At 55.2% G+C, this 24,576-nt stretch carries 19 protein-coding genes; 9 read left to right on the forward strand and 10 right to left on the reverse strand.

All coding sequences use genetic code 11. The features are described 5' to 3' along the window. Positions 1–116: 116 nt before the first annotated feature. The 3 genes from clpA to CKO_RS23605 all read right to left on the reverse strand — a co-directional run bounded on the left by clpA (position 117) and on the right by CKO_RS23605 (position 2,917). Entirely contained in the window at positions 117–2,393 is a 2,277-nt protein-coding gene (clpA, locus tag CKO_RS09295) for an ATP-dependent Clp protease ATP-binding subunit ClpA (protein WP_012133049.1), read from the reverse strand. Between the two features lie 30 nt (positions 2,394–2,423). Beyond that, positions 2,424–2,744: an ATP-dependent Clp protease adapter ClpS gene (clpS, locus tag CKO_RS09300; RefSeq protein WP_012133050.1), complete on the reverse strand. Its 321-nt coding sequence runs from the start codon at positions 2,742–2,744 to the stop codon at positions 2,424–2,426. Positions 2,745–2,842: 98 nt separating this feature from the next. Next, the gene (locus tag CKO_RS23605) at positions 2,843–2,917 is read right to left on the reverse strand and encodes a hypothetical protein (protein WP_213164981.1); all 75 of its coding nucleotides are present in this window, start codon (positions 2,915–2,917) and stop codon (positions 2,843–2,845) included. 150 nt (positions 2,918–3,067) lie between these two features. Here CKO_RS23605 and cspD point away from each other — a divergent pair, with 150 nt between their 5' ends. Continuing rightward, the gene (gene cspD, locus CKO_RS09305) at positions 3,068–3,289 is read left to right on the forward strand and encodes a cold shock-like protein CspD (protein WP_000447499.1); all 222 of its coding nucleotides are present in this window, start codon (positions 3,068–3,070) and stop codon (positions 3,287–3,289) included. Between the two features lie 136 nt (positions 3,290–3,425). Here cspD and macB read toward each other — a convergent pair whose 3' ends face one another. From macB to CKO_RS09320, 3 genes are all read right to left on the reverse strand, one after another. Beyond that, the gene (macB, locus tag CKO_RS09310; protein ID WP_012133051.1) at positions 3,426–5,372 is read right to left on the reverse strand and encodes a macrolide ABC transporter ATP-binding protein/permease MacB; all 1,947 of its coding nucleotides are present in this window, start codon (positions 5,370–5,372) and stop codon (positions 3,426–3,428) included. Then, complete coding sequence (gene macA / locus CKO_RS09315; RefSeq protein ID WP_370662145.1) at positions 5,369–6,466, reverse strand: macrolide transporter subunit MacA; 1,098 nt, start codon at positions 6,464–6,466, stop codon at positions 5,369–5,371. The genes macB and macA overlap by 4 nt, the downstream gene beginning before the upstream one ends. Before the next feature lie 166 nt (positions 6,467–6,632). Next, positions 6,633–8,291: an ATP-dependent endonuclease gene (locus tag CKO_RS09320; RefSeq protein WP_024130485.1), complete on the reverse strand. Its 1,659-nt coding sequence runs from the start codon at positions 8,289–8,291 to the stop codon at positions 6,633–6,635. A 290-nt stretch (positions 8,292–8,581) separates the two neighbouring features. Here CKO_RS09320 and aqpZ point away from each other — a divergent pair, with 290 nt between their 5' ends. The 4 genes from aqpZ to hcr all read left to right on the forward strand — a co-directional run bounded on the left by aqpZ (position 8,582) and on the right by hcr (position 13,130). Next, a complete protein-coding gene (gene aqpZ, locus CKO_RS09325) occupies positions 8,582–9,277 on the forward strand; it encodes an aquaporin Z (protein WP_024130486.1) in 696 nt (231 codons plus the stop codon). 175 nt (positions 9,278–9,452) lie between these two features. Beyond that, on the forward strand, positions 9,453–10,352 hold the full coding sequence (locus CKO_RS09330; protein WP_012133055.1) for a LysO family transporter: 900 nt from the start codon (positions 9,453–9,455) through the stop codon (positions 10,350–10,352). 145 nt (positions 10,353–10,497) lie between these two features. Beyond that, a complete protein-coding gene (hcp, locus tag CKO_RS09335; RefSeq protein WP_024130487.1) occupies positions 10,498–12,150 on the forward strand; it encodes a hydroxylamine reductase in 1,653 nt (550 codons plus the stop codon). 11 nt (positions 12,151–12,161) lie between these two features. Then, a complete protein-coding gene (hcr, locus tag CKO_RS09340) occupies positions 12,162–13,130 on the forward strand; it encodes an NADH oxidoreductase (protein WP_024130488.1) in 969 nt (322 codons plus the stop codon). Between the two features lie 89 nt (positions 13,131–13,219). Here hcr and CKO_RS09345 read toward each other — a convergent pair whose 3' ends face one another. After that, positions 13,220–13,654, reverse strand: coding sequence for a DoxX family protein (locus tag CKO_RS09345; RefSeq protein ID WP_024130489.1), 435 nt, complete (start codon positions 13,652–13,654; stop codon positions 13,220–13,222). Positions 13,655–13,807: 153 nt separating this feature from the next. Here CKO_RS09345 and poxB point away from each other — a divergent pair, with 153 nt between their 5' ends. The 4 genes from poxB to CKO_RS09365 all read left to right on the forward strand — a co-directional run bounded on the left by poxB (position 13,808) and on the right by CKO_RS09365 (position 19,119). Next, positions 13,808–15,526, forward strand: a complete 1,719-nt coding sequence (gene poxB, locus CKO_RS09350) for a ubiquinone-dependent pyruvate dehydrogenase (protein WP_012133060.1) — start codon at positions 13,808–13,810, stop codon at positions 15,524–15,526. A 38-nt stretch (positions 15,527–15,564) separates the two neighbouring features. Beyond that, positions 15,565–16,566: a low-specificity L-threonine aldolase gene (gene ltaE / locus CKO_RS09355; RefSeq protein WP_024130490.1), complete on the forward strand. Its 1,002-nt coding sequence runs from the start codon at positions 15,565–15,567 to the stop codon at positions 16,564–16,566. Between the two features lie 10 nt (positions 16,567–16,576). Continuing rightward, positions 16,577–18,007, forward strand: coding sequence for an SDR family oxidoreductase (locus tag CKO_RS09360; protein WP_012133062.1), 1,431 nt, complete (start codon positions 16,577–16,579; stop codon positions 18,005–18,007). Between the two features lie 98 nt (positions 18,008–18,105). Next, the gene (locus tag CKO_RS09365) at positions 18,106–19,119 is read left to right on the forward strand and encodes an NAD-dependent epimerase/dehydratase family protein (RefSeq protein WP_012133064.1); all 1,014 of its coding nucleotides are present in this window, start codon (positions 18,106–18,108) and stop codon (positions 19,117–19,119) included. 150 nt (positions 19,120–19,269) lie between these two features. Here the strand turns inward: CKO_RS09365 and CKO_RS09370 are convergent, their stop codons facing one another. From CKO_RS09370 to CKO_RS09380, 3 genes are all read right to left on the reverse strand, one after another. After that, positions 19,270–21,090, reverse strand: a complete 1,821-nt coding sequence (locus CKO_RS09370; protein WP_024130491.1) for a glycoside hydrolase family 19 protein — start codon at positions 21,088–21,090, stop codon at positions 19,270–19,272. A gap of 145 nt (positions 21,091–21,235) precedes the next feature. Then, positions 21,236–21,679 carry a type III secretion system invasion protein IagB gene (gene iagB, locus CKO_RS09375; protein ID WP_012133066.1) on the reverse strand — a complete coding sequence of 148 codons (444 nt, stop codon included), beginning with the start codon at positions 21,677–21,679 and terminating at the stop codon, positions 21,236–21,238. Between the two features lie 133 nt (positions 21,680–21,812). Beyond that, positions 21,813–24,521, reverse strand: a complete 2,709-nt coding sequence (locus CKO_RS09380) for a glycosyl hydrolase family 18 protein (RefSeq protein WP_012133067.1) — start codon at positions 24,519–24,521, stop codon at positions 21,813–21,815. Between the last annotated feature and the right edge of the window lie 55 nt (positions 24,522–24,576).

Raw genomic sequence — 24,576 nt, forward strand, 5'->3', positions numbered from 1 at the left:
GGTTTCCAGGTATCCGGGGCATGGCGGCAAAAAAAATCCGTAACCTCAAAAGAGATTACGGATTTTAGCGAGTTTATCTGAACGCGACTGGCGTTCAGATTTTACCGGTTACGAGATTAATGCGCAGCTTCCGGTTTGTGCTTTTGCGCACTCTGGAAACCATACGTCAGCTCATTTTTCTCTTTATCCAGCGCAACGGTCACCTGGCCGCCGCCAACCAGCGAACCGAACAGCAGCTCGTTTGCCAGCGGTTTTTTCAGGTTGTCCTGGACGACGCGCGTCATTGGACGTGCGCCCATCGCGCGGTCATAGCCTTTCTCTGCCAGCCAGTCACGCGCTTCCTGACTCACTTCCAGGGAGACGCCTTTCTGATCCAGTTGAACCTGCAACTCGACGATAAACTTATCGACAACCTGATGGATCACTTCAGTAGACAGGTGATCGAACCAGATAATGTTGTCGAGACGGTTACGGAACTCCGGCGTAAACACTTTCTTGATTTCACCCATCGCGTCCGTACTGTTGTCCTGATGGATGAGGCCAATCGATTTACGCTCAGTTTCACGCACACCGGCGTTGGTGGTCATCACCAGCACCACGTTGCGGAAATCCGCTTTACGCCCGTTGTTGTCCGTCAGCGTGCCGTTGTCCATCACCTGCAACAGCAGGTTAAAGACATCTGGATGCGCCTTCTCAATTTCATCCAGCAGCAGAACCGCATGCGGATGTTTGATAACCGCATCGGTCAGCAGACCGCCCTGGTCGAAACCGACATATCCCGGAGGCGCGCCGATCAGGCGGCTTACGGTGTGGCGTTCCATATACTCGGACATATCAAACCGCAGCAGCTCAATACCCAGTGCTTTGGAGAGCTGTACCGTTACCTCGGTTTTCCCTACCCCGGTAGGCCCCGCGAACAGGAACGAACCGACAGGTTTATGTTCATGACCGAGACCCGCACGGCTCATTTTGATCGCTTCGGTCAGCGCTTCAATTGCCTTATCCTGCCCGAAGACCAGCATTTTCAGGCGGTCGCCGAGGTTTTTCAGCGTATCGCGATCGCTCTGCGAGACGCTCTTCTCAGGAATACGCGCGATGCGCGCCACAACGGACTCAATATCCGCCACGTTGACGGTTTTCTTGCGCTTGCTGACCGGCATCAGACGAGCACGCGCACCGGCTTCGTCGATGACGTCAATCGCCTTATCCGGCAGATGACGGTCGTTGATGTATTTCACCGCCAGCTCTACCGCCGCACGCACCGCTTTCGCCGTGTAGCGAACATCGTGGTGCGCTTCGTACTTCGGTTTCAGGCCGTTGATGATCTGCACAGTCTCATCCACGGACGGCTCAGTGATATCAATTTTCTGGAAGCGACGCGCTAACGCGCGGTCTTTCTCGAAAATGTTGCTGAATTCCTGATACGTCGTGGAACCAATCACGCGGATCTTACCGCTGGAGAGCAGCGGTTTAATCAGGTTTGCGGCATCCACCTGGCCGCCCGACGCCGCACCCGCACCGATAATGGTGTGGATCTCATCAATAAACAGGATGCTGTTGGTGTCCTGTTCCAGCTGTTTGAGCAGCGCTTTAAAACGTTTTTCGAAATCGCCGCGATACTTGGTGCCCGCCAGCAGCGAACCGATATCCAGCGAGTAGAGGGTGCAATCCGCCATCACTTCCGGCACATCGCCCTGGACAATACGCCAGGCCAGACCTTCGGCAATCGCCGTCTTACCGACGCCGGACTCACCCACCAGCAGCGGGTTATTTTTCCGGCGGCGACACAGCACCTGAATGGCACGCTCCAGCTCTTTTTCACGGCCAATCAGCGGATCGATTCCGCCCACGCGAGCAAGCTGGTTAAGGTTAGTCGTGAAGTTCTCCATACGTTCCTCCCCGCCAACTTGTTCTTCGCTATTTGGCTGATTGCCGGGGTCAGAAGACTGACTCGGCTCGTCCTTTCGCGTCCCATGAGAAATAAAGTTCACCACGTCGAGGCGGCTGACTTCATGCTTACGCAGCAGATAGGCCGCCTGGGATTCCTGTTCGCTGAAGATAGCCACCAGCACATTCGCGCCAGTTACCTCACTGCGCCCGGAGGACTGAACGTGAAAGACCGCACGTTGCAGCACGCGCTGAAAACTCAACGTCGGCTGTGTGTCGCGCTCTTCTTCGCTGGCAGGCAGTACGGGTGTGGTTTGTTCAATGAAGGCTTCAAGTTCCTGACGGAGCGCCACCAAATCCACGGAGCACGCTTCCAGCGCTTCGCGGGCCGATGGGTTACTGAGCAACGCCAGTAACAAGTGCTCGACGGTCATAAACTCATGTCGGTGCTCGCGCGCTCTGGCGAAAGCCATGTTTAAACTGAGTTCCAGTTCTTGATTGAGCATAGGCACCTCCCCCAATTTTTACGCCTGCATTCAGGCTTTTTCCAGCGTACACAACAACGGATGCTCGTTCTCCCTCGCATACTTGTTCACCATCGCCACTTTGGTCTCCGCGACCTCGGCGGTAAATACGCCGCAGATAGCTTTACCTTGATAGTGAACCGCAAGCATCAGTTGCGTTGCACGTTCTACATCATAAGAAAAGAATTTTTGTAACACGTCAATAACAAACTCCATTGGAGTGTAATCATCATTGACTAATATCACTTTATACATAGATGGCGGTTTTAGCGCGTCGCGCACCTTATCTTCCGCCAGCTGGTCAAAATCCAGCCAATCGTTCGTCTTACCCATTGTCAGTCGTCATCTTCGGTTACGGTTACCGGCAGAACGTACTGCCGCTGACAAGAGCCTATGCACGCAATCAATCTACCCCAATTAATAGATAACTATCATCTATCTCTGTCATCCGCGACATCTGTCACATTACCGGCAATAGCGTTAACTGCTTCAAATTTTTGATTCATTTTTACCCCATCCACCCCGCCTGGCGCTTGACGCCCCGCCTGATTTCTCTAAATTGTAGTTTCGAGAGTTGGCGAGGTTTTGAACAGCCCCCACTCCGCCACCGGTTCATTCCATCTTACTTATATAAGATTTACGAAGGATGTCGAAGCATGGAAACGGGTACTGTAAAGTGGTTCAACAATGCCAAAGGGTTTGGTTTCATCTGCCCTGAAGGCGGCGGCGAAGATATTTTCGCCCATTACTCCACCATTCAAATGGATGGTTACAGAACGCTTAAAGCCGGGCAGTCTGTCCGGTTTGATGTCCACCAGGGGCCAAAAGGCAATCATGCCAGTGTCATCGTGCCCATCGAAGCAGAAGCCGTTGCATAGCTCTTCTGTCTCATTGTGTACATCCCGCAGTCAAAATGCCAGCCCGATCGGCTGGCATTTTTATTTCTGCGCCACTGCTTTTTGCCGGATGGCGACGCTGACGCGCCTTACCCGGCGGACAAACATCCGGCAAGATTCACTCCCGCGCCAGCGCATCTACCGGATCGAGTCGTGCCGCATTACGTGCGGGCAACCAGCCAAACAGTATCCCGGTAAACGTCGAGCACAAGAACGCCGTCAGGAGCGCAACGGGCGAGAAGCCGATTTCCCAGCCGGGTAAAAACATCTGTAGCGTAAAGGCGATCAACATCGACAGCCCGATCCCCAACGCGCCGCCGACCAGACACACCAGCACCGCTTCAATTAAGAACTGTTGCAGCACATCGCTGGCGCGCGCGCCTACCGCCATACGGATGCCAATCTCCCGGGTTCGTTCAGTGACGGAAACCAGCATAATGTTCATTACGCCGATCCCCCCTACCACCAGTGAGATCACCGCAACCAGCGTCAGGAACAGTTGAAGAGTACGTGTGGTCTTTTCGGCGGTTTTCAAGACGCCGTCCATATTCCAGGTAAAGAAATCCTTCTTCCCGTGGCGCAGCGTCAGCAGGCGGGTAAGCTGCTGCTCAGCCTGTGCGCTGTCAAATCCCTCTTTCACCCGAACGGTGATGGAGTTCAGCCATGACTGCCCCATCACCCGCCCGGACATCGTGCTGTACGGCAGCCAGACGCGGAGGATCTTACTGCTGCCGAACATAGACTGTTTCTCTTCGGCCACGCCGATCACCGTTGCAGGCATATTACCGACCAGGATCACTTCGCCCACCACTTTCGCTTTATTGGGGAAAAGTTGACGCCGCGTGTTGCTGTCGAGCACCACCACCTGTGCCCGGCCATTCAACTGCTCTCTGTTGAACGTGTTCCCCTCGCTAAAGGTCATGCCGTAGACGTTAAAATAGTCGCCGCTGACGCCATTGGCGCTGGCGGCCACGTCGATGTTGCCGTAGCGAAGCCGCAGATTTTGCGATACGGCAGGCGTCGCGGACGTTACCCACGGCTGCTTCTGAATCACGTTCAGATCGTCATATTTCAGCGCCTGCTGATATTGCGGATCGTCGTCGCCGAAGTCTTTACCGGGGTAAATATCGATAGTATTGGTGCCAATGGCGCGAATGTCCGCCAGCACCATCTGTTTTGCCGCATCGCCGACCACCACGATCGACACCACCGACGCAATCCCGATAATAATCCCCAGCATGGTGAGCAAGGTGCGCATTTTATTGGCGGCCATCGCCAGCCACGCCATCGTGAGCGCCTCACGAAATCCGCTGACAAACTGGCTCCAGCCGGAGGCCGTTTTGACGACGGGCTCTGCGATGCCTTGCCCCGCTTGCGTTTTCTGCGACGGCGGATTACGCACGATCTCGCCATCGTGGATTTCAATCACCCGTTCGGCCTGAGCGGCAACCTGCGGATCGTGGGTCACGATAATGACCGTATGCCCCCGATCGCGCAGTTGATGCAGAATCGCCATCACTTCATCACCGGAATGGCTGTCGAGCGCCCCCGTCGGTTCATCGGCGAGGATCACCTGCCCGCCGTTCATCAGCGCGCGCGCAATACTCACCCGCTGCTGTTGCCCGCCGGAGAGCTGCGAAGGCTGATAATCCACCCGATCGCCCAGCCCCAGCCGTTGCAGCAACTCTTCGGCCCGCTCCAGCCGTCGTTTGCGCTCCGTACCGGCATAAACGGCGGGTACCTCAACGTTTTGCGCCGCCGTCAGATGTGAGAGCAAATGATAACGCTGGAAGATAAAACCAAAATGTTCGCGGCGAAGTTGCGCCAGCGCGTCGCTGTCGAGCGTGGAGACATCCCGCCCCGCAATCCGATAGGTGCCGCTGGTGGGTTTATCCAGACAGCCGAGGATATTCATCAGGGTCGATTTACCGGAGCCGGACGCGCCGACAATCGCCACCATCTCTCCGGCATGAATTTGCAGGGAGATGCCCTTCAGCACCTCGACCTGTTCTTCACCTGACGGATAACTGCGGCGAATATTGCTCAGCTCAAGCAATGCCGTCATTGCGCGGCTCCAGGTTTGCTCTCGCTGATCACCACCTCATCGCCCTCTTCCAGTCCCTTGACGATCTCCACGTCGGTATCGTTACGCGCGCCAATCGACACCTCGCGCTCACGGGTTTCGCCGTTACGCAACAGCGTGACTTTGTAGCGGTTATTGCCGACCGGGTCGCCAAGCGCCGCCAGCGGAATCGTCAGCACGTTTTTAATGTCTGTGAGCTGAATATGCACCTGTGCGGTCATGTCCAGGCGCAAAATCCCTTTCGGGTTAGGAACTTCAAAACGCGCATAATAGAAAATAGCGTCGTTCACTTTTTCAGGCGTGGGCAGGACATCTTTCAGCGCGCCTTCATAGCGGGTCTGAGGGTCGCCCAGCACGGTAAACCAGGCTTTTTGTCCGGGACGCAGGTGAATAACGTCCGCTTCGGAAACCTGCGCCTTCACCAGCATGGTGCTCATATCCGCCAGCGTCAGGATATTTGGCGCCTGTTGAGCGGCAATCACCGTCTGTCCCTGCAAGGTGGTGATTTGCGTCACCTCGCCTGCCATCGGGGCGACAATGCGGGTGTAATCCAGGTTGGTTTTTGCCGTATCAAGAGAAGCCTGATTACGTTTAATCTGCGCGTCAATCGTGCCGATTTGCGCCTGTTTGACGGCCATTTCCGTCGCGGCCGTATCCAGTTCCTGTCGCGAAATCGCCTGGGTTTTCGCCAGCTGTTGCTGGCGTGACAGGGTGACGCGCGCCAGTTTCCACTCGGCTTCAGCCTGTCGGCGCTGAGCGCGTAATTCCATCAGCGTGGCTTCCACCTCTTTGATCTGGTTTTCCGCCTGTTCAGGATCGATAACGCCAAGCAGCTGATCTTTTTTCACCTTGTCGCCAATTGCGACCGACAGCGTTTTAAGCTGGCCGCTGACCTGCGCCCCGACATCCACTTTGCGCAGCGCATCCAGTTTCCCCGTCGCCAGCACGCTCTGCTGGAGGTCGCCCGGACGGACAATCAGCGTTTGATAGTGGGGTAGCGGCGCATTTAACGTTCGCCAGAGCGTAAACATCGCCACGATGATAATGAGGGCGATGAGAATATAGCGCTTTTTCATTTTTCCCTTGAGTTTCATAACGATCCAACATTCCCCGAGATATCCACCAGAGTGGGAAGATAAACCTTAACGGTAAATAAACAAACACTGAAAAACGCGCCGAATATCGCCGTCGCTATCCATTGCTGGGCTGCATTCCGCCACAGATGTCGCGGCTGTTTCGCCGTTAATCCGCTCTCCCGCGCGCCAGCCAGAGTACGCGGGAGAACATTTTTTTGAACAGCGTCGGCACCGCGTCAACGCCGCGTCGCCCTGCCTCCATCGCCACTTCAATGGCTAAGTCAGGCTTTGACGAACGGTGGATCGCCTTCGAAATAATTTTCCGCATATTCATCGGGACGTTTTCCGGTATTTGCGCCACCCGATGAAAGACATCAGCAAATCCTGACCGATACATAAAATGTTCCATATCCAGAGCAGGCAATGCCGTCAGGTGCTCACGCTCTTCTTCCCGGTCGTTATTCAGCAAACCGCGCACCGTTGCGGCATATTTTTTCCCGGCTTCGTCGCCATCCACCAGCACATGCCACTCAATCCCCATCCGGCGGGCGAATTTTACCAGCGGTCTCAGGCCTGACTGGGCGAATTCGATCACTTTAATCCCTTCGGCATCGAAGTGGTGCCCACACTGGCGCGCCAGTTCGTTGATAACCCAGGTTTCCGTTTCGCCTTCCACCAGCAGCCAGCAGCGGGAAAACAGCGACGAGGCCCGGTTAAAACGAATATGAAAGGCGATGCGGCGACCATCTTCCGCGCTCAGCCCGCCAGGCCCCAGTCGCCAGGCTGCGACCCGTGAAGATTCACGCACCAGACGGACAACGTGCTCCACAGGCGTCAGCGACAGCAGCTCGCCGGAATTGGTCGTTGCCACACGTTGCAGCGGTAAAAGATTCAACAACTGCCATGCCACCGACAGCATAATCGGATGCAGACGCGTTTCCGGGTCTTCAACCAATAATAATGGTCGGGCATCTTTATCCAGCCGCAGCGTCCCTTTCGCCTGTAACAGCGTGGAAAACAGCCCCAGCAGGATCACGCGATGCGTGCGGCCGCCGGGTTTGTCGATCATCCGGTTAATAATGTCCAGATAGCGCCAGCTACGCTGTTCGTTGTTCGAACGGCGACGCATCAACCGATGACGGGATTGCCCCGCGCCTTGCTCGGAAAAGTAGTGCTCCAGCAGCTGTACCATCGCCGAAAGCCCCTGGCGGATCTGCCCGTCCGTTAAATTCTGCGGACGGGTCGCCAGCTCTCGCGCCAGAAAGTCCAACTGGCAGGCGGTAACTTCAACATCGGGAACATCGGGCACCGTACCGTTACGGATGCGTCGCATAAAGCGCGCATCGCGCAGGCGCAGTACCGGCATCAAACGAATGAGATGGTGTGCCTGGCGATTAATATCATCGACCGGCAGCGGGTGGCCGTCGCCATCAAGGAAGCTGCGCAGCGTCATCACGCTGCCATCTGCCGCGCTCTCCCCCTCCAGACGGTAGAAAATACGGTGAAAACCATCCTGACAGGGAGACCAGCATGCCTCCAGCGGGCGGTATCGACGCACCCGATGGCGGCCCGGCTGAGATTCACGGAAAGTGAGGATAATATGCAGATGATGTTCACGTCCCTGAAGATCTCCGGGGGGAAACCAGAAATCCTCGCGGATGAAATGATACAGTTCCGATTCTGGCGACAGCAGCAGAGTTAAGGCATCCAGCAGGCTGGATTTCCCCCACGCGTTCTCCCCAATCAGCACGTTGTTTTGCTCCAGCATCAACGATAATCGATTGATCCCGCGAAAACCCACAATCTCAACGCGTTCGAGAATCATGTATCCTCCAGAAATGAACAACTTATCCTTTCCGCAGTATAACGACAAAATCCGTTGCATGGCGTGATAATTGCAGCATTAAGTCCGTGCACTACACTCTTTATTAAGACAAATCAGAACAAGGACTCACACCACATTGCCCTAAATCAAACTAACTGAATTTTTTTAACTGGTGATTGGGTGACGTTCGTTCTTAAAATACAGTTTCCTGCATTATGTCGTCACCCTTTTATGACGATAAAAAAACAGCCGCATATTCAATGTGGTTAATTTTATTATTTGAGGTGGTTATGTTTAGAAAATTAGCAGCCGAATGTTTCGGTACATTCTGGCTCGTTTTCGGTGGCTGCGGAAGCGCCGTTCTGGCTGCGGCATTCCCTGAACTGGGAATTGGTTTTGCGGGTGTCGCGCTGGCTTTTGGTCTGACCGTACTGACAATGGCATTCGCCGTAGGTCATATTTCCGGCGGACATTTTAACCCGGCAGTGACATTAGGTTTATGGGCTGGCGGTCGTTTTCCGGCAAAAGAGGTCATTGGCTATATTATCGCTCAGGTTGTCGGCGGTATTATTGCTGCGGCGGTGCTGTATCTGATTGCCAGCGGTAAAGCAGGCTTTGATGCCGCTGCCAGCGGTTTTGCCTCTAACGGTTACGGCGAACATTCCCCTGGCGGTTATTCCATGCTTTCCGCCATCGTCATTGAAATCGTGCTGACCGCCGGTTTCCTGCTGGTCATTCATGGCGCGACGGACAAACACGCCCCGGCGGGTTTTGCCCCGATCGCCATTGGTCTGGCGTTAACCCTGATTCACCTGATCAGTATTCCGGTCACCAACACCTCTGTGAACCCGGCGCGCAGCACCGCGGTTGCGATCTTCCAGGGCGGTTGGGCATTACAACAACTGTGGCTGTTCTGGGTGATGCCGATTATCGGCGGTATTCTGGGTGGCGTGCTGTACCGCACGCTGCTTGAAAAACGCGATTAATTGAGTGAAGTCCGTGGTGTCGGGTGGCGACTACGCCTTACCCGACCTGCGATACAGTACAATAAGCAGGCCGGGTAAGCGTTAGCGCCACCCGGCTTTTTTTTGCTCCTTTACCTGACCGCCTTTATTGGGTAGTGTCATTGCGCTGTCTCGCATATAAAGGACCCGGTTGTTCATGTTTTCAGGACTTTTAATCATTTTGGTTCCACTGATTGTGGGCTACCTCATTCCACTTCAGCATCAGGCCGCATTAAAACTGATCAACCGGCTGTTAAGCTGGATTGTCTACGTCATTCTCTTTTTTATGGGGATCAGCCTGGCGTTCCTGGATAATCTCGCCAGTAATTTGCTCGCTATTTTTCATTATTCCGCTGTCAGTATTACCGTTATTTTGCTGTGCAACATCGCGGCATTATTCTGGCTGGAACGTTCGCTACCGTGGCGACACAACCACCAGCAGGAGAAATTACCTTCACGTATCGCGATGGCGCTTGAGTCACTTAAATTATGCGGCGTCGTGGTGCTGGGTTTTCTGCTTGGCCTCAGCGGGCTGGCATTTCTCAAACACGCTACGGAAGCCAGCGAATATACGCTGATCTTCTTATTATTCCTGATCGGCATCCAGTTGCGAAACAATGGCATGACCTTAAAACAGATTGTGCTGAATCGCCGGGGGATGATTGTCGCCGTGGTGGTGGTCGCCAGCTCTATGCTCGGCGGGGTTATCAATGCGCTCATTCTCGGCCTGCCGATCAAAACCGCGCTGGCAATGGCATCGGGTTTCGGCTGGTATTCCCTGTCCGGCATTTTATTGACCGAATCGTTCGGCCCGGTAATTGGCAGCGCCGCTTTCTTTAACGATCTGGCGCGCGAGCTGATAGCGATTATGCTGATCCCCGGTCTGGTTCGTCGCAGTCGCTCCACCGCGTTAGGGTTATGCGGCGCCACGTCGATGGACTTCACGTTGCCGGTGCTTCAGCGTACAGGCGGTCTGGAGATGGTGCCTGCCGCCATCGTTCACGGTTTTATCCTCAGCCTGCTGGTGCCGATCCTGATGGCCTTTTTCTCAGCCTGATACCTCCCTGGCGGTAGAACCCTGCCGCCAAAATTGCGCTAAATCAATCTCCCTGTAAATTATGTAAGAAATCACTTTTATCCCTTTGCGCGCAGGCATAACCTTAAACATGTATATTAAATATAACTTTAAAAAAGGTGTGACCATGTTTTGTGTGCAATGTGAACAAACCATCCGTACTCCGGCGGGGAACGGCTGCTCCTACGCGCAGGGTATGTGCGGTAAAACAGCGGAAACGTCCGATCTCCAGGATCTGCTGATTGCGTCCCTGCAAGGTCTGTCTGCATGGGCTGCTAAAGCCCGTGAATATGGCATCATCGATCATGACGTTGACAACTTTGCCCCGCGTGCATTTTTCTCTACTCTGACCAACGTTAACTTCGATTCTCCGCGTATCGTCGGCTATGCCCGTGAAGCGATCGCCCTGCGCGAATCGCTGAAAGCGCAGTGCCAGAACATCGATGCAAGCGCCACGGTAAACAACCCGATGGCCGACCTGCAACTGGTCAGCGACGATCTGGGCGATTTGCAACGTCAGGCCGCCGAGTTCACCCCGAACAAAGACAAAGCCGCTATTGGCGAGAACATCCTCGGCCTGCGTCTGCTTTGCCTGTATGGCCTGAAAGGTGCGGCAGCGTACATGGAGCACGCCCACGTTCTGGGTCAGTATGACAACGACATCTACGCGCAGTACCACAAAATCATGGCGTGGCTGGGCACCTGGCCTTCCGATATGAACGCTCTGCTGGAATGTTCTATGGAAATCGGCCAGATGAACTTCAAAGTGATGAGCATCCTGGATGCCGGTGAAACCACCAAATACGGCCACCCGACCCCGACTCAGGTTAACGTGAAAGCGGTTGAAGGTAAGTGCATCCTGATCTCCGGTCACGACCTGAAAGATCTGTACAACCTGCTGGAGCAGACCGAAGGGACTGGCGTGAACGTCTATACCCACGGTGAAATGCTGCCCGCGCACGGTTACCCGGAACTGCGTAAATTCAAACACCTGGTCGGTAACTACGGCAGCGGCTGGCAGAACCAGCAGGTTGAATTCGCCCGCTTCCCTGGCCCTATCGTGATGACCTCTAACTGCATCATCGACCCGACCGTTGGCGCATATGACGACCGTATCTGGACGCGCAGCATCGTCGGTTGGCCGGGCGTAAACCACCTGGAAGGCGAAGATTTCTCTCCGGTTATCGCTCAGGCGCAGCAGATGGCAGGCTTCCCGTACAGCGAAATCCCGCATCTGATCACCGTTGGTTTCGGTCGCCAGACGCTGCTGGGCGCAGCAGACAGCCTGATCGACCTGGTCAGCCGCGAAAAACTGCGTCACATCTTCCTGGTGGGCGGCTGTGACGGCGCGCGTGGCGAACGTAACTACTTCACCGATTTCGCGACCAGCGTACCGGATGACTGCCTGATTCTGACGCTGGCCTGTGGTAAATACCGCTTCAACAAACTGGAATTCGGCGACATCGAAGGTCTGCCGCGTCTGGTTGACGCCGGTCAGTGTAACGACGCTTACTCCGCCATCATTCTGGCCGTCACGCTGGCAGAAAAACTGGGCTGTGGCGTGAACGACCTGCCGCTGTCTCTGGTGCTCTCCTGGTTCGAACAGAAAGCGATCGTCATCCTGCTGACGCTGTTGTCTCTGGGCGTGAAAAACATCGTGACCGGGCCGACTGCGCCAGGTTTCTTCACCCCGGATCTGCTGGCTGTCCTCAACGAGAAATTTGGCCTGCGTCAGGTCACCACCGTTGAAGAAGATATGCAGCAACTGTTGAGCGCGTAAGGAGTTTTAGAATGACGATGCCAACCACTCAGTGTCCGTGGCGGATGCAGGTACATCACATCCATCAGGAAACCCCGGATGTGTGGACTCTCTCATTACTGTGTCACGATCACTATCCGTACCGTGCCGGTCAGTATGCGCTGGTCAGCGTTCGCAACTCTGCGGATACGCTGCGGGCCTACACCATTTCGTCCACGCCGGGCGTGAGCGAGTACATTACGCTGACGATCCGTCGCATTGATGAAGGCGCAGGTTCACAGTGGTTAACCCGCGAGGTGAAACGCGGCGACTATATCTGGCTGTCCGATGCGATGGGCGACTTTATCTGTGAAGACAAAGCCGAAGACAAGTTCCTGATGCTGGCGGCCGGTTGCGGCGTCACGCCAATTATGTCGATGCGTCGTTGGCTGGCAAAATACCGCCCGCAGGCAGATGTGCAGGTGATCTTCAACGTGCGTTCGCCGCAGGATGTGATTTTCGCTGAGGAATGGCGTCAGTACCCGGTCACGCTGGTGGCGGAGAACAATGCGACCCACGGTTTCGTGGCTGGTCGCCTGACCACTGAATTACTGAAAAACGTGCCGGATCTGGCATCGCGCACCGTCATGACCTGCGGCCCGGCGCCGTATATGGACATGGTTGAGCAGGAAGTGAAAGCGCTCGGCGTAACGCGCTTCTTTAAAGAGAAGTTCTTTACACCAGTTGCCGAAGCGGCAACGGAGGGTCTGAAGTTCACCAAACTGCAACCGGCGCAGGAGTTTTACGCGCCTGTCGGCACCACGCTGCTGGACGCGCTGGAAAGCAATAAAGTTCCAGTGACTGTGGCATGTCGTGCTGGCGTATGCGGCTGCTGCAAAACCAAAGTGGTTTCCGGTGAATATACGGTCAGCAGCACCATGACGCTGACCGATGCGGAAATCGCCGACGGTTATGTGCTGGCCTGCTCCTGCCATCCGCAGGGCGATTTAGTTCTGGCATAAGCTCCCATTGCCGGATGACGCTTCGCTTATCCGGCCTGCCATCTTTCGGCAGGCCGGGTAAGGCATTTACGCCGCCATCCGGCAATTCTTCACCGCCAGGCCGAATTTCCCGCAACAGAGAACCGCCCCGCCCCCAGAAACGCCACCGCCAGCGCGCCAATAAAGAAATAAACTAAACTTTCTATCGCCCATGCGCCGACGGCATCCAGTTGCCAGGTTTTCCCGGTGCCGACCATTAACCACGCCACCACCATCGTCAATGCCAGTACCAGCGCGGCAGGACGCGTAAGAATACCCAGCACAATCAGGCAAGGCGCAATCACCTCGCCCACCAGCACGCCATAGGCGATAAACCCGGGCAATCCTTTTGCAATCAGCATATTGCTAATGCCATCAATACCGTCGAACAGTTTATGCAGGCCGTGAAACAGCATCAGCCCCCCTACTGCGAGGCGTAACAGAAACTTGCCAAAATCTTCATGCGTCAGCATACGGTTCACTGCATTTAATAACGTTGTAACCATCTGAATTGACTCCTGGTTCCGGCTGGTTTGCCATTAAATTACGCGTTCTGTCGGTTGAAATATAGCTGCTGAAAATAAGGGGTGATGACAAAGCGTAACGATTATCTTCATCTAAACTTGTAACCGGTATCACATTACAGGAGATGGAAAACCATGAAACAAACCGTTGCCGCTTACATTGCAAAAACACTTGAACAGGCTGGCGTGAAACGTATCTGGGGCGTGACGGGCGACTCCCTGAACGGCCTGAGCGACAGCCTGAACCGGATGGGGACAATTGACTGGATGTCGACGCGCCATGAAGAGGTCGCCGCCTTTGCTGCTGGCGCGGAAGCGCAACTCACCGGTGAACTGGCGGTGTGCGCGGGTTCATGCGGGCCTGGCAACCTGCATTTGATTAACGGTCTGTTCGATTGCCACCGTAATCACGTCCCGGTTCTGGCTATCGCCGCCCACATTCCTTCCAGCGAAATCGGCAGCGGCTACTTTCAGGAGACCCACCCACAAGAGCTGTTTCGCGAATGCAGCCACTATTGCGAGCTGGTTTCCACCCCGGAGCAGATCCCGCAGGTACTGGCGATCGCCATGCGTAAAGCGGTGCTTAACCGTGGCGTCTCCGTCGTGGTGCTGCCGGGCGACGTTGCGCTGAAACCGGCGCCGGAAAGCGCCAGCGCCCACTGGTATCATGCCCCGCTGCCGGTCGTGACCCCGGCCGAAGAAGAGCTGAAAAAACTGGCACAGCTATTACGTTACTCCAGCAATATCGCCCTGATGTGCGGCAGCGGCTGCGCGGGCGCGCATAAAGAGCTGGTGGAATTCGCCGCCAAAATTAAAGCGCCAATTGTTCATGCGCTGCGCGGCAAAGAGCATGTAGAGTACGATAACCCTTACGATGTGGGCATGACGGGATTGATCGGCTTCTCATCCGGTTTCCATACGATGATGAATGCTGACACCCTGATCCTGCTCGGCACCCAGTTTCCCTATCGCGCCTTTTACCCGACCGACGCCAAAATCATTCAAATCGATATCAACCCGGCAAGCATTGGCGCGCACAGTAAAGTCGATATGGCGCTGGTCGGCGATATTCGCTCCACGCTCGCCGCGTTATTGCCGATGCTGGAAGAAAAAACCGATCGTAAATTCCTTGATAAAGCGCTGGAGCACTATCGCGACGCGCGCAAAGGGCTGGATGATTTAGCCAAACCGAGCGAGAAAGCGATTCACCCACAATATCTGGCGCAGCAGATCAGCCATTTCGCCGCAGATGACGCCATCTTTACCTGCGACGTCGGCACGCCGACCGTATGGGCGGCGCGTTATCTGAAAATGAACGGTAAGCGCCGTCTGCTGGGATCGTTTAACCACGGTTCAATGGCCAATGCCATGCCGCAGGCGTTAGGCGCCCAGGCCACCGAACCGGGCCGTCAGGTGATCGCCATGTGCGGCGATGGGGGATTCAGTATGCTAATGGGCGATTTCCTCTCTGTCGTACAGATGAAGCTGCCGGTAAAAATTGTTGTTTTCAACAACAGCGTGCTGGGCTTTGTGGCAATGGAGATGAAAGCGGGCGGCTACCTCACCGACGGCACCGAACTGCACGACACGAACTTCGCCCGCATTGCTGAAGCCTGCGGCATTACAGGGCTCCGCGTTGAAAAAGCCGCCGACGTCGACGAGGCGCTGCAACGCGCGCTGTCTATCGACGGTCCGGTACTGGTCGATGTGGTCGTGGCGAAAGAAGAACTGGCCATTCCGCCGCAAATCAAACTGGAGCAGGCCAAAGGGTTTAGCCTGTATATGCTGCGCGCGATCATCAGCGGGCGCGGTGATGAAGTGATCGAACTGGCGAAAACCAACTGGCTAAGGTAAAACAATGCACATCGCCTTTTAAACTATAGGGATGTGCAATGATCGATTTACGTAGTGATACCGTTACCCGGCCGAGTCGTGCCATGCTCGAAGAGATGATGGCCGCCCCGGTCGGGGACGACGTGTACGGAGATGACCCAACCGTCAACGCCCTCCAGCAATACGCCGCTGAGCTTTCTGGCAAAGACGCGGCGATTTTTTTACCCACCGGCACTCAGGCTAACCTGGTCGCTCTGCTCAGCCACTGTGAACGCGGCGAAGAGTATATCGCCGGTCAGGGCGCGCATAACTATCTGTACGAGGCAGGCGGCGCGGCGGTGCTGGGCAGCATTCAACCGCAGCCCATTGATGCCGCCGCAGACGGTACGTTGCCGCTGGATAAGGTCGCCGCGAAGATCAAGGCGGATGATATCCATTTTGCCCGCACTCGCTTACTCAGTCTGGAAAACACCCACAACGGTAAAGTGCTGCCGCGCGAATATTTAAAACAGGCGTGGGAATTTACCCGCGAGCGCGGTCTGGCGTTGCACGTTGACGGCGCGCGTATTTTTAACGCGGTCGTCGCCTACGGCTGCGAACTGAAAGACATTACTCAATACTGCGATTCATTCACCATTTGCCTGTCAAAAGGTCTGGGGACGCCGGTAGGCTCACTGTTAGTCGGCAACCAGGACTACATTAAGCGCGCCATCCGCTGGCGCAAAATGACCGGCGGCGGTATGCGTCAGGCGGGCATTCTGGCGGCTGCCGGGCTGTACGCGTTGAAGAATAACGTCGCACGTTTACAGGACGATCACGACAACGCGGCCTGGATGGCGGAGCAACTGCGTGAAGCTGGCGCGGATGTTATGCGTCACGACACCAATATGCTGTTTGTCCGCGTTGGTGAAGAGAACGCGGCGGCGCTGGGCGAATACATGAAGGCACATGACGTGCTGATCAACGCGTCGCCGATCGTGCGTCTGGTGACGCATCTGGACGTATCGCGTGAACAGCTTGCTGAAGTCGCCGCCCACTGGCGCGCCTTTTTAACCCGCTAAGGAGACGGACGTGCCGCAACGTATTTTGGTTCTTGGCGCCAGTGGTTACATTGGTCAACATCTGGTGCGGGCGCTCAGCGCGCAAGGGCATCAGATTCTGGCGGCGGCACGTCGCATCGAACGGCTGGAAAAACAGCAACTGGCTAACGTCAGTTGTCATAAAGTCGATCTCAACTGGCCGGATAATCTGCCCGCGCTGCTCCGCGAAGTCGACACCGTCTATTATCTGGTGCATGGCATGGGCGAAGGCGGCGATTTTATTGCCCATGAGCGCCAGGTTGCGATGAACGTGCGCGATGCGCTGCGTGAAGTACCGGTCAAACAGCTCATATTCCTCAGCTCGTTGCAGGCGCCGAAACATGAGCAGTCTGACCATTTGCGCGCCCGGCAGTTAACTGCGGAGACGCTGCGCGAATCCGGCGTGCTGGTGACTGAACTGCGCGCCGGCATTATCGTCGGCGCAGGTTCAGCCGCCTTCGAAGTGATGCGCGATATGGTCTACAACCTGCCGGTGCTGACGCCACCTCGCTGGGTGCGCTCCCGAACCACGCCCATCGCGCTGGAAAATTTGCTGCACTATCTGGTGGCGTTGCTGGATCACCCTGCCTGCGAGCACCGGGTTCTCGAAGCCGCCGGGCCGCAGGTCTTAAGCTATCAGGAGCAGTTCAAGCACTTTATGGCCGTCAGCGGCAAACATCGCCTGCTGATCCCCATCCCTTTTCCGACCCGCTGGATTTCAGTCTGGTTTTTAAATGTCATTACGTCCGTTCCACCGACCACGGCAAAAGCGCTGATCCAGGGGCTGAAACATGACCTGCTGGCCGATGATACCGAACTGCGGGCGTTGGTCCCCCAGACGCTCATCTCCTTTGACGATGCCGTGCGTCGCACGCTGAAGGAGGAAGAAAAACTGGTCAACTCCAGCGACTGGGGATACGACGCCCAGGCGTTTGCCCGCTGGCGACCAGAGTATGGCTATTTTGCCAAACAGGCCGGATTCACGGTTAAAACCTCCGCCAGCCGGAAAGCCCTGTGGCAGGTGATCAACCGTCTCGGCGGCAAAGAAGGCTATTTCTTTGGCAATATTCTCTGGAAGACGCGTGCGGCAATGGATCTGCTGGTGGGGCATCGACTGGCAAAAGGCCGACCTGAACACGCGCTTCTTCAGACCGGCGACACGGTGGACAGCTGGAAAGTCATCATTGTCGAGCCGGAAAAGCAGCTGACCTTACTGTTTGGCATGAAAGCGCCGGGCCTTGGCCGTCTGAGCTTTACCCTTGAAGATAAAGGCGATCACCGGCAAATTGACGTGCGCGCCTGGTGGCACCCGCACGGGATGCCCGGCCTTTTCTACTGGCTGCTGATGATTCCGGCGCATCTCTTTATTTTCCGGGGCATGGCAAAGCGAATTGCCCGGCTTGCAGAACAAATCACAGATTAATCATAAAAACATACTGTATTCTTTCATGTTTCCCATTGCATACCGACGTAATTCACGGAAGAATGCGCACGAAGTTCTATTAACCACAGTGGATTGATATGAAGGTACTGGTTACCGGCGCCACCAGCGGCTTAGGTCGAAACGCGGTTGAGTTTTTGCGCAATAAAGGCATCAGCGTCAGAGCTACCGGTCGCAATGAAGCGATGGGCAAGCTGCTGCAAAAAATGGGAGCGGAATTTGTCCATGCGGATTTGACCGAGCTGGTCTCTTCGCAGGCAAAAGTGATGCTCGCAGGCATTGATACGCTGTGGCACTGCTCCAGTTTCACCTCGCCGTGGGGAACCCAGGAAGCCTTCGATCTGGCGAACGTTCGCGCCACCCGACGCCTCGGCGAATGGGCCGTCGCCTGGGGCGTACGTAACTTTATTCATATCTCCTCTCCGTCACTCTATTTTGATTATCACCACCATCGCGATATCAAAGAGGATTTTCGTCCGCACCGCTTCGCCAACGAATTTGCACGCAGCAAAGCGGCCGGTGAAGAGGTGATTAACCTGCTGGCGCAGGCCAACCCGCAGACGCGTTTTACCGTCCTGCGTCCGCAAAGCCTGTTTGGCCCACACGATAAAGTCTTTATTCCGCGTCTGGCGCATATGATGCACCACTACGGCAGCGTTCTGTTGCCGCACGGCGGCAGCGCGCTGGTGGATATGACTTATTATGAAAATGCCGTCCACGCGATGTGGCTGGCAAGCCAGGAAAGCAGTGACAAGCTGCCTTCTGGTCGGGTCTATAACATCACAAACGGTGAACACCGGACGCTGCGCAGCATTGTGCAGAAGCTGATTGATGAATTAAACATTGATTGTCGAATCCGTTCGGTTCCGTATCCGATGCTGGATATGATCGCCCGCAGCATGGAGCGTTTCGGCAATAAATCGGCGAAAGAGCCGACGCTGACGCACTACGGCGTTTCCAAGCTGAATTTCGATTTTACGCTGGACACCACGCGCGCCCAGGAAGAACTGGGCTATCAGCCCATCGTCACGCTGGATGAAGGCATTGAGCGTACCGCCGCCTGGCTGCGCGATCACGGCAAGCTACCGCGCTGACCGGCGCACAGTGAACACAAAAAACGGCAACCATCAGGTTGCCGTCAGATTGTTATTGTACCGGATGGCACAATAGATACGACTCACCCACCGCAGGCCCGATAAACCTGCGCCATCGGGCATTTCAGGCGTTGTCGTTTTATATTGTCATTACAGCGCGCTCCACGCGTCAGACCATGCCAGACCCGCGCCGGGTTCATAATAGGCCGGCGCCGTATTACACCAGCCGCTATACGGGAATGGTTTGCACTGGAACAGCTTACCGTGGTTATTCACGATATCGCCCGCATTGTACTTGCTGTTCGCGCTCCATGCCGGATACGAACCCGAAGCGCCGTCGTCCTGAGATGGCGTTGCCGCTTTCGCTTTCACGTTGAGCAGATAAGAGGTGGTGCTGCTCAGCTCACCATCACTGACGGTCAGACTCACCTCGTACTGCTGAGCGGTCGCCGCTTCCGGCGCGGCGAAGGTTACGACCGCTTTGTCTTCGCCAGACACGGTCTGACCATCCTGAGCACGCCAGGTGTAGGTCAGCTTGTTGCCGTCTTCGTCAGTCGAACCCTCCGCGCTCAAAGAGACCTGCGCCCCCGCATCTACCGCGCCAATCGGCCCTGCGATATGGGCTACCGGCGCATGGTTAACGGTGGTCGGCTCTGCTGGCGTTTCATCCGGCACTGGCGCAGGTGCGGGCGTATCATCAGCCGGTGTTGGCGTTACGGGCTCTTCATCCGGTTTAGTCGAAGAACCGTCATCATTAATGATGTTCACATTGTAGAAATGCTGTACACATTTCGTGTAATCCCCCTCTTTAAACGCGCTGAATGGCGTCTGATAACCCACCAGTTGGCAGGCATAGGTTTTGCCGTCCGGCGTATCCGAGCTCCATCCCCAATCTTGTTCCCAGTAGATCTTCAATGCGCCCGCGCCGCCTTCATCGAACTGCTTCATGTTGGCGCAGCCCAGCACTTCATCTGCCGGAACCGGTACTTTCAGGTAGTTAGCGAACTCTTTGTAGTATTTGATACGGTTCTGCGACTGCGCGATTTCCGTCGGGCCGCCGCATTCAACGCCGCCGTTGATAATCTGGGTGGTGACGCCAAAGCCGGGCACCAGACCGTTAGCCTTATCGTGCGCGTTCGGCTGCCAGGTGCCATCGATGACCTGCAACATGCTAGGTTTCGGCGGCTGCGGGTAGGCGAAGAAGAAAATAGCGCTCGCCAGGTTCAGCCAGGTATCGGCAACCAGCTCCGGTTTATCCAGCAGCGTGCGAACGTCGCCATACATCGCTTCGGAGAACGGCCCGTAGTTGTAGTTATAGGACAACTGTTTCGCACCGCGGCCAAAGTAACTCAGGAATTCACCATCTTTGTCTTTGCCGCAAGGCCAGGTTTGCCCCTGCCAGACGCTCGGGTTACATTCACCGTTATAGCCGCCTTTCTGCCCTTCGCTCCAGCCCATTTCACGCACATACACCAGCGCCTGACGCCATTCGGCCTCTGGACGCCAGCTCTCATGGCCGCCGGTTTCCTGCGCAAAGTGGGCGAACATCGTTGCCAGCTCTTTGCGGCAAATCGCATCACTGTCGCGACCATCGTTATAGGTCTTACACAGCGCCGGAAATTTGCCGACTGCTTTCAGGAAATTGCTGTAGGTATATTCTTTAGCACGCAGCGGGAAAAGATATTCCCAGTCGCTGGCTTTGATGATCCCCTCAACGCGTTTGACGTTTTCCGGGTTGGCGGCGCGACCGGGTTCAATGAGTTCTACCTGGGCATTATCCAGCGTCTGGATCGTCTCTTTCACCGAAGCCATCAACGGGAAATTTGTCAGCTCCTGCTCCTTTTTCGCCAGATCGCTGGCTTTTATGGTGTAAGGCTCACTGCTGCTGGCCTGCAATGTATTTGCTTGCGCCATAAACGGCACCGCACAGGCACCCGCAATGAGTACACTCAATAATGTCCTTTTGCTCATTTCAATTTTTCCTTTATGTACAATAGTGATTAATTCAAATTCTGCGTTGTCCATTAACAACACGAATAAACAAACATCAGAACCTGGGGTTTTACTTTTCGAAGAACACCAGCAGGAATTCTTCAAAAAATAAAAGCAGCTGGATTTATTTATATTGCGTGGTCATTTTTATACGCTGGTATGTTTCCCAGACTTTATGCGCGTAAATCATGCGCTGCGGGTAATTCTCTTTTTTAACCCCGGCGTTATATGCGCCTACCGCCTCCCAGTTATAACCATATACTTTGATCATATCGGATAAGATCGACGCGCCGACCATAATAGATGTACAGGGTTCCAGCATCAGTCGATACTCATCAATGCCACGGCGTTCCAGCGCTGAAAAATGCGAGCTATTTATTTGCATCAACCCGACATCCCTCGTTCCGTCGTGATTTCGTCCTACCGCATAGGGATTCATGCCAGACTCAACTTGCGCAATGGCAAATAATAAATAAGGGTCAACATGATAATAATTTGCGGCTCTGTCCCAGCAGTTGGCAAACGCGCTTTGACTTAACATCAATAACAACAAAATTAAACGTTTCATATTTTCATCCGGTTGTCGGGGTGATCTGCTCCTTGTTCGTTATGCACATTATTTTTTAGAGATGGCCGCCCCCAGACAGGGGCGGCTACCCTTCGCGGATAGATAACGTATCCGCATTATTAAGGTAAGAGGATTATTGACAGTCTGCGGCGGCGCCTTCTTTCACCCACACATCACTGTTGCCGGGTTTATCACCCTGCGTCCACCATTTGGCGCGGTATACAGACCCCTGATAGGTGGTAGTCTCACCGCCGTTGTAAACCACATCGGAACGCCAGTTGAATTTCACCTGACTGACCAGTTCCCACGCGTCCACGCCAAAACCTGGCTGATTGCCCTGCGTCCAGTACTTCGCTTTCCACACCAGGTGATCGAAACTGACGGTATCGCCATTGTTGTAGATTTTGCTGGCGTCCCATGCCGCGTAGTGGCTGGCATTGGCATCAACCGGGCTGTCGCAACCGCCGGTTGCCGCGCCTTCATCAGACGGCGTCGTCCCCTCATCGGCTGGCGTGGTGCCTTCATCAGACGGTGTTGTCCCTTCGTCGGACGGCACCGGCGCCGCTTTTGGCGTAACGTTAATCTGCACGTTGGACTGCACGCTGGTTTTACCATCGCTGACCACGACGCTGACGGTGTAAGTCGAGGCGGAGCTTACTTCCGGCGCGGTGATGGTCACGCTGGAGGTGTCCGTCCCCGTCGCGTTCATGTCGCCCGGCACGCTCCAGGCGTAGGTCAACGCGTCGCCATCAGGATCGGCAGCCTGCGCATTCAGCGTGTAGGTTGCGCCTGCTTCAAGCGACACCGTTTCCAGCGGATTCACAACCGGGGCCTGGTTCGCTTTTGGCGCTTTGTTCACAACCTGAACGTCAATGGCGTTACTCAGACCTTTCGCATCGGTAACGGTCAGACGGAACGCCAGATTCTGATTGCTGGAGACGGCGGCGACGTTAAAGCTCGCTTTCGCGCTGGTGCTCTTGTTCAGCGTTACGGACGGACCGGAGATCTGCGTCCACTTATAGGTGATCGCATCGCCATCCGGGTCGGTAGAGGCAGAACCGTCCAGCGTGACCGTCGCCGGGCCGGTGACGACCTGGTCAACTGCGGTCGCGACTGGCGCATGGTTGGTTACAACCGGCTCAACCGGCGTAGAACCCCCACCCAGCAAGCTTTCGTTCATCGCGTTCAGAATGTCGCCGTTATCAGAGTCAATAGACCAGGAGAACAGGCCGCCGAGGTTGTTAGCCAGGACGTATTTACCTTTCGCCGCCGCAGAGCGGGCGTCTTCATAGGTAATCAGGTCGCCGGTGGATTTATTGAAAATATACGGCGCTTCCGCCGCAGCGTCGTAACGGTATTCCCAGCCTGGTTTGCCTTTGTATTCGTTAACAATCTGACGATAATCAACCACGCCCGGCTCCCAGGTGCCTTTCACCGGGCCGGTAGCCGTACCGGTAAACGGATTGTCGCCGGTATAGCCATGCACGCCAGTCCAGCCACGGCCATACATCCCCGCGCCCACCACGATCTTGCCTGGCTGCACGCCCTGCGCCAGCAACGCATTAACGCCATTTTCCGTGGTGTATTTGGTGTCCGGTTTCCACTCTGCGCCGTGCAGCGCCGCCTGGTGCCCCAGATCGGTGTTGCTCCAGCCGCCGTAGAAGTCGTAGCTCATCAGGAAGATGTGATCCATATACTGCTGCGCCTGGGCGTAGTCCACGTCTTCGATTTTGTCCTGACCGGAACCGATAGCGGAGGTCAACTCGTAAGTCCGACCGGTTTCGGCAGACAGTTCGTTAAGCATGGTGCGCAGATCGTGCATCAGTGCCGTGTAGGTCGCTTTATCCTGCTGCGGGTTGCCCAGCGTTTCATTCTGACCGCCGCCGCCCGGGAATTCCCAGTCAATATCTACGCCGTCGAAGAATTTCCAGGTCTTCAGGAAATCCTTAACGGAAGCAACAAACCGCGCGCGAATCGCGCTGTCATGCATCTGGAAGAACGGATCGGAAAGCGTCCATCCCCCAACCGATGGCAGGATTTTCAGATCCGGGTGCGCTTTTTTCAGCGCCATCAATTGACCGAAGTTGCCTTTATACGGGTCATCCCAGTTAGAGACGCCAGCCTGCGGTTTTTGCAGCGCCGCCCACGGATCGTGGATCGCCACGGTATAGTCCTGTCGGCCATTACAGGCGCGTTTCAGCGCTTCAAAACTGTTACCGCCCTCGATGGATTTCAGGCTGTCATTGATGCCGTCGCCGCCGCAAATGGGAATAAAGCCGTACAGGATATGGTTCAGGTTAGCCGCCGGGATTTTATCCACCGGGAAATTACGGCCATACACGCCCCATTCCGGGAAGTACGCGCCCACCACTTTATCGGTATGCTGAGCAAACGTTTTATTGTTTTCCTTCATGGTGGTATTCAGCGGCAGCAGATGGCTACCGTCGGTATCCGCCACAATAATCAGCTTGCTGGCGCTTTTCGTACACCCGCTGGTATTACATAATTCAACCTGCTCCTGATAACGACCGCCTTTTTTGACTTTGAAGGTCGCAGAACCGGCAGCGCTACCTGCGCCAGACCATACGGTCTTACCATCCAACAGCACTTTCGCGGAGGTCGGCGCATCGCCGCTCCAGACGTTCCATTCCACCTTGACGTCCACGCCATCGTTATGAACTTTCACCAGGTTGTTATAATCCTGCGCAGCCTGATCCACTTCCACAATGGCGAATTTATCATTGCCGCTGGTAATAGACGGCGTACCCGGCGCAGCGGCAAAAACCGGACTTGTCGCTGCTGCCACAAAAAGTGCCAGATATTTAGGCTTCATAAATTTCATTATTAATTCCTGATAATTTTATTCGTGAATATTTAACAGTCATGCATTCCTTAGA

It is taken from the genome of Citrobacter koseri ATCC BAA-895, assembly GCF_000018045.1.
GTDB classification, from domain to species: Bacteria; Pseudomonadota; Gammaproteobacteria; order Enterobacterales; family Enterobacteriaceae; genus Citrobacter_B; species Citrobacter_B koseri.

Bases quoted from the DNA above. Each gene is read 5' to 3' on its own strand.
- poxB (WP_012133060.1), top strand. From the start codon at position 13,808: ATGAAACAAACCGTTGCCGCTTACATTGCAAAAACACTTGAACAGGCT.
- CKO_RS09370 (WP_024130491.1), bottom strand. From the start codon at position 21,090: ATGAGCAAAAGGACATTATTGAGTGTACTCATTGCGGGTGCCTGTGCG.
- hcp (WP_024130487.1), top strand. From the start codon at position 10,498: ATGTTTTGTGTGCAATGTGAACAAACCATCCGTACTCCGGCGGGGAAC.
- CKO_RS09365 (WP_012133064.1), top strand. From the start codon at position 18,106: ATGAAGGTACTGGTTACCGGCGCCACCAGCGGCTTAGGTCGAAACGCG.
- CKO_RS09330 (WP_012133055.1), top strand. From the start codon at position 9,453: ATGTTTTCAGGACTTTTAATCATTTTGGTTCCACTGATTGTGGGCTAC.
- CKO_RS09345 (WP_024130489.1), bottom strand. From the start codon at position 13,654: ATGGTTACAACGTTATTAAATGCAGTGAACCGTATGCTGACGCATGAA.
- CKO_RS09320 (WP_024130485.1), bottom strand. From the start codon at position 8,291: ATGATTCTCGAACGCGTTGAGATTGTGGGTTTTCGCGGGATCAATCGA.
- hcr (WP_024130488.1), top strand. From the start codon at position 12,162: ATGACGATGCCAACCACTCAGTGTCCGTGGCGGATGCAGGTACATCAC.
- macB (WP_012133051.1), bottom strand. From the start codon at position 5,372: ATGACGGCATTGCTTGAGCTGAGCAATATTCGCCGCAGTTATCCGTCA.
- ltaE (WP_024130490.1), top strand. From the start codon at position 15,565: ATGATCGATTTACGTAGTGATACCGTTACCCGGCCGAGTCGTGCCATG.
- CKO_RS09380 (WP_012133067.1), bottom strand. From the start codon at position 24,521: ATGAAATTTATGAAGCCTAAATATCTGGCACTTTTTGTGGCAGCAGCG.
- iagB (WP_012133066.1), bottom strand. From the start codon at position 21,679: ATGAAACGTTTAATTTTGTTGTTATTGATGTTAAGTCAAAGCGCGTTT.
- cspD (WP_000447499.1), top strand. From the start codon at position 3,068: ATGGAAACGGGTACTGTAAAGTGGTTCAACAATGCCAAAGGGTTTGGT.
- aqpZ (WP_024130486.1), top strand. From the start codon at position 8,582: ATGTTTAGAAAATTAGCAGCCGAATGTTTCGGTACATTCTGGCTCGTT.
- macA (WP_370662145.1), bottom strand. From the start codon at position 6,466: ATGAAAAAGCGCTATATTCTCATCGCCCTCATTATCATCGTGGCGATG.
- clpS (WP_012133050.1), bottom strand. From the start codon at position 2,744: ATGGGTAAGACGAACGATTGGCTGGATTTTGACCAGCTGGCGGAAGAT.
- clpA (WP_012133049.1), bottom strand. From the start codon at position 2,393: ATGCTCAATCAAGAACTGGAACTCAGTTTAAACATGGCTTTCGCCAGA.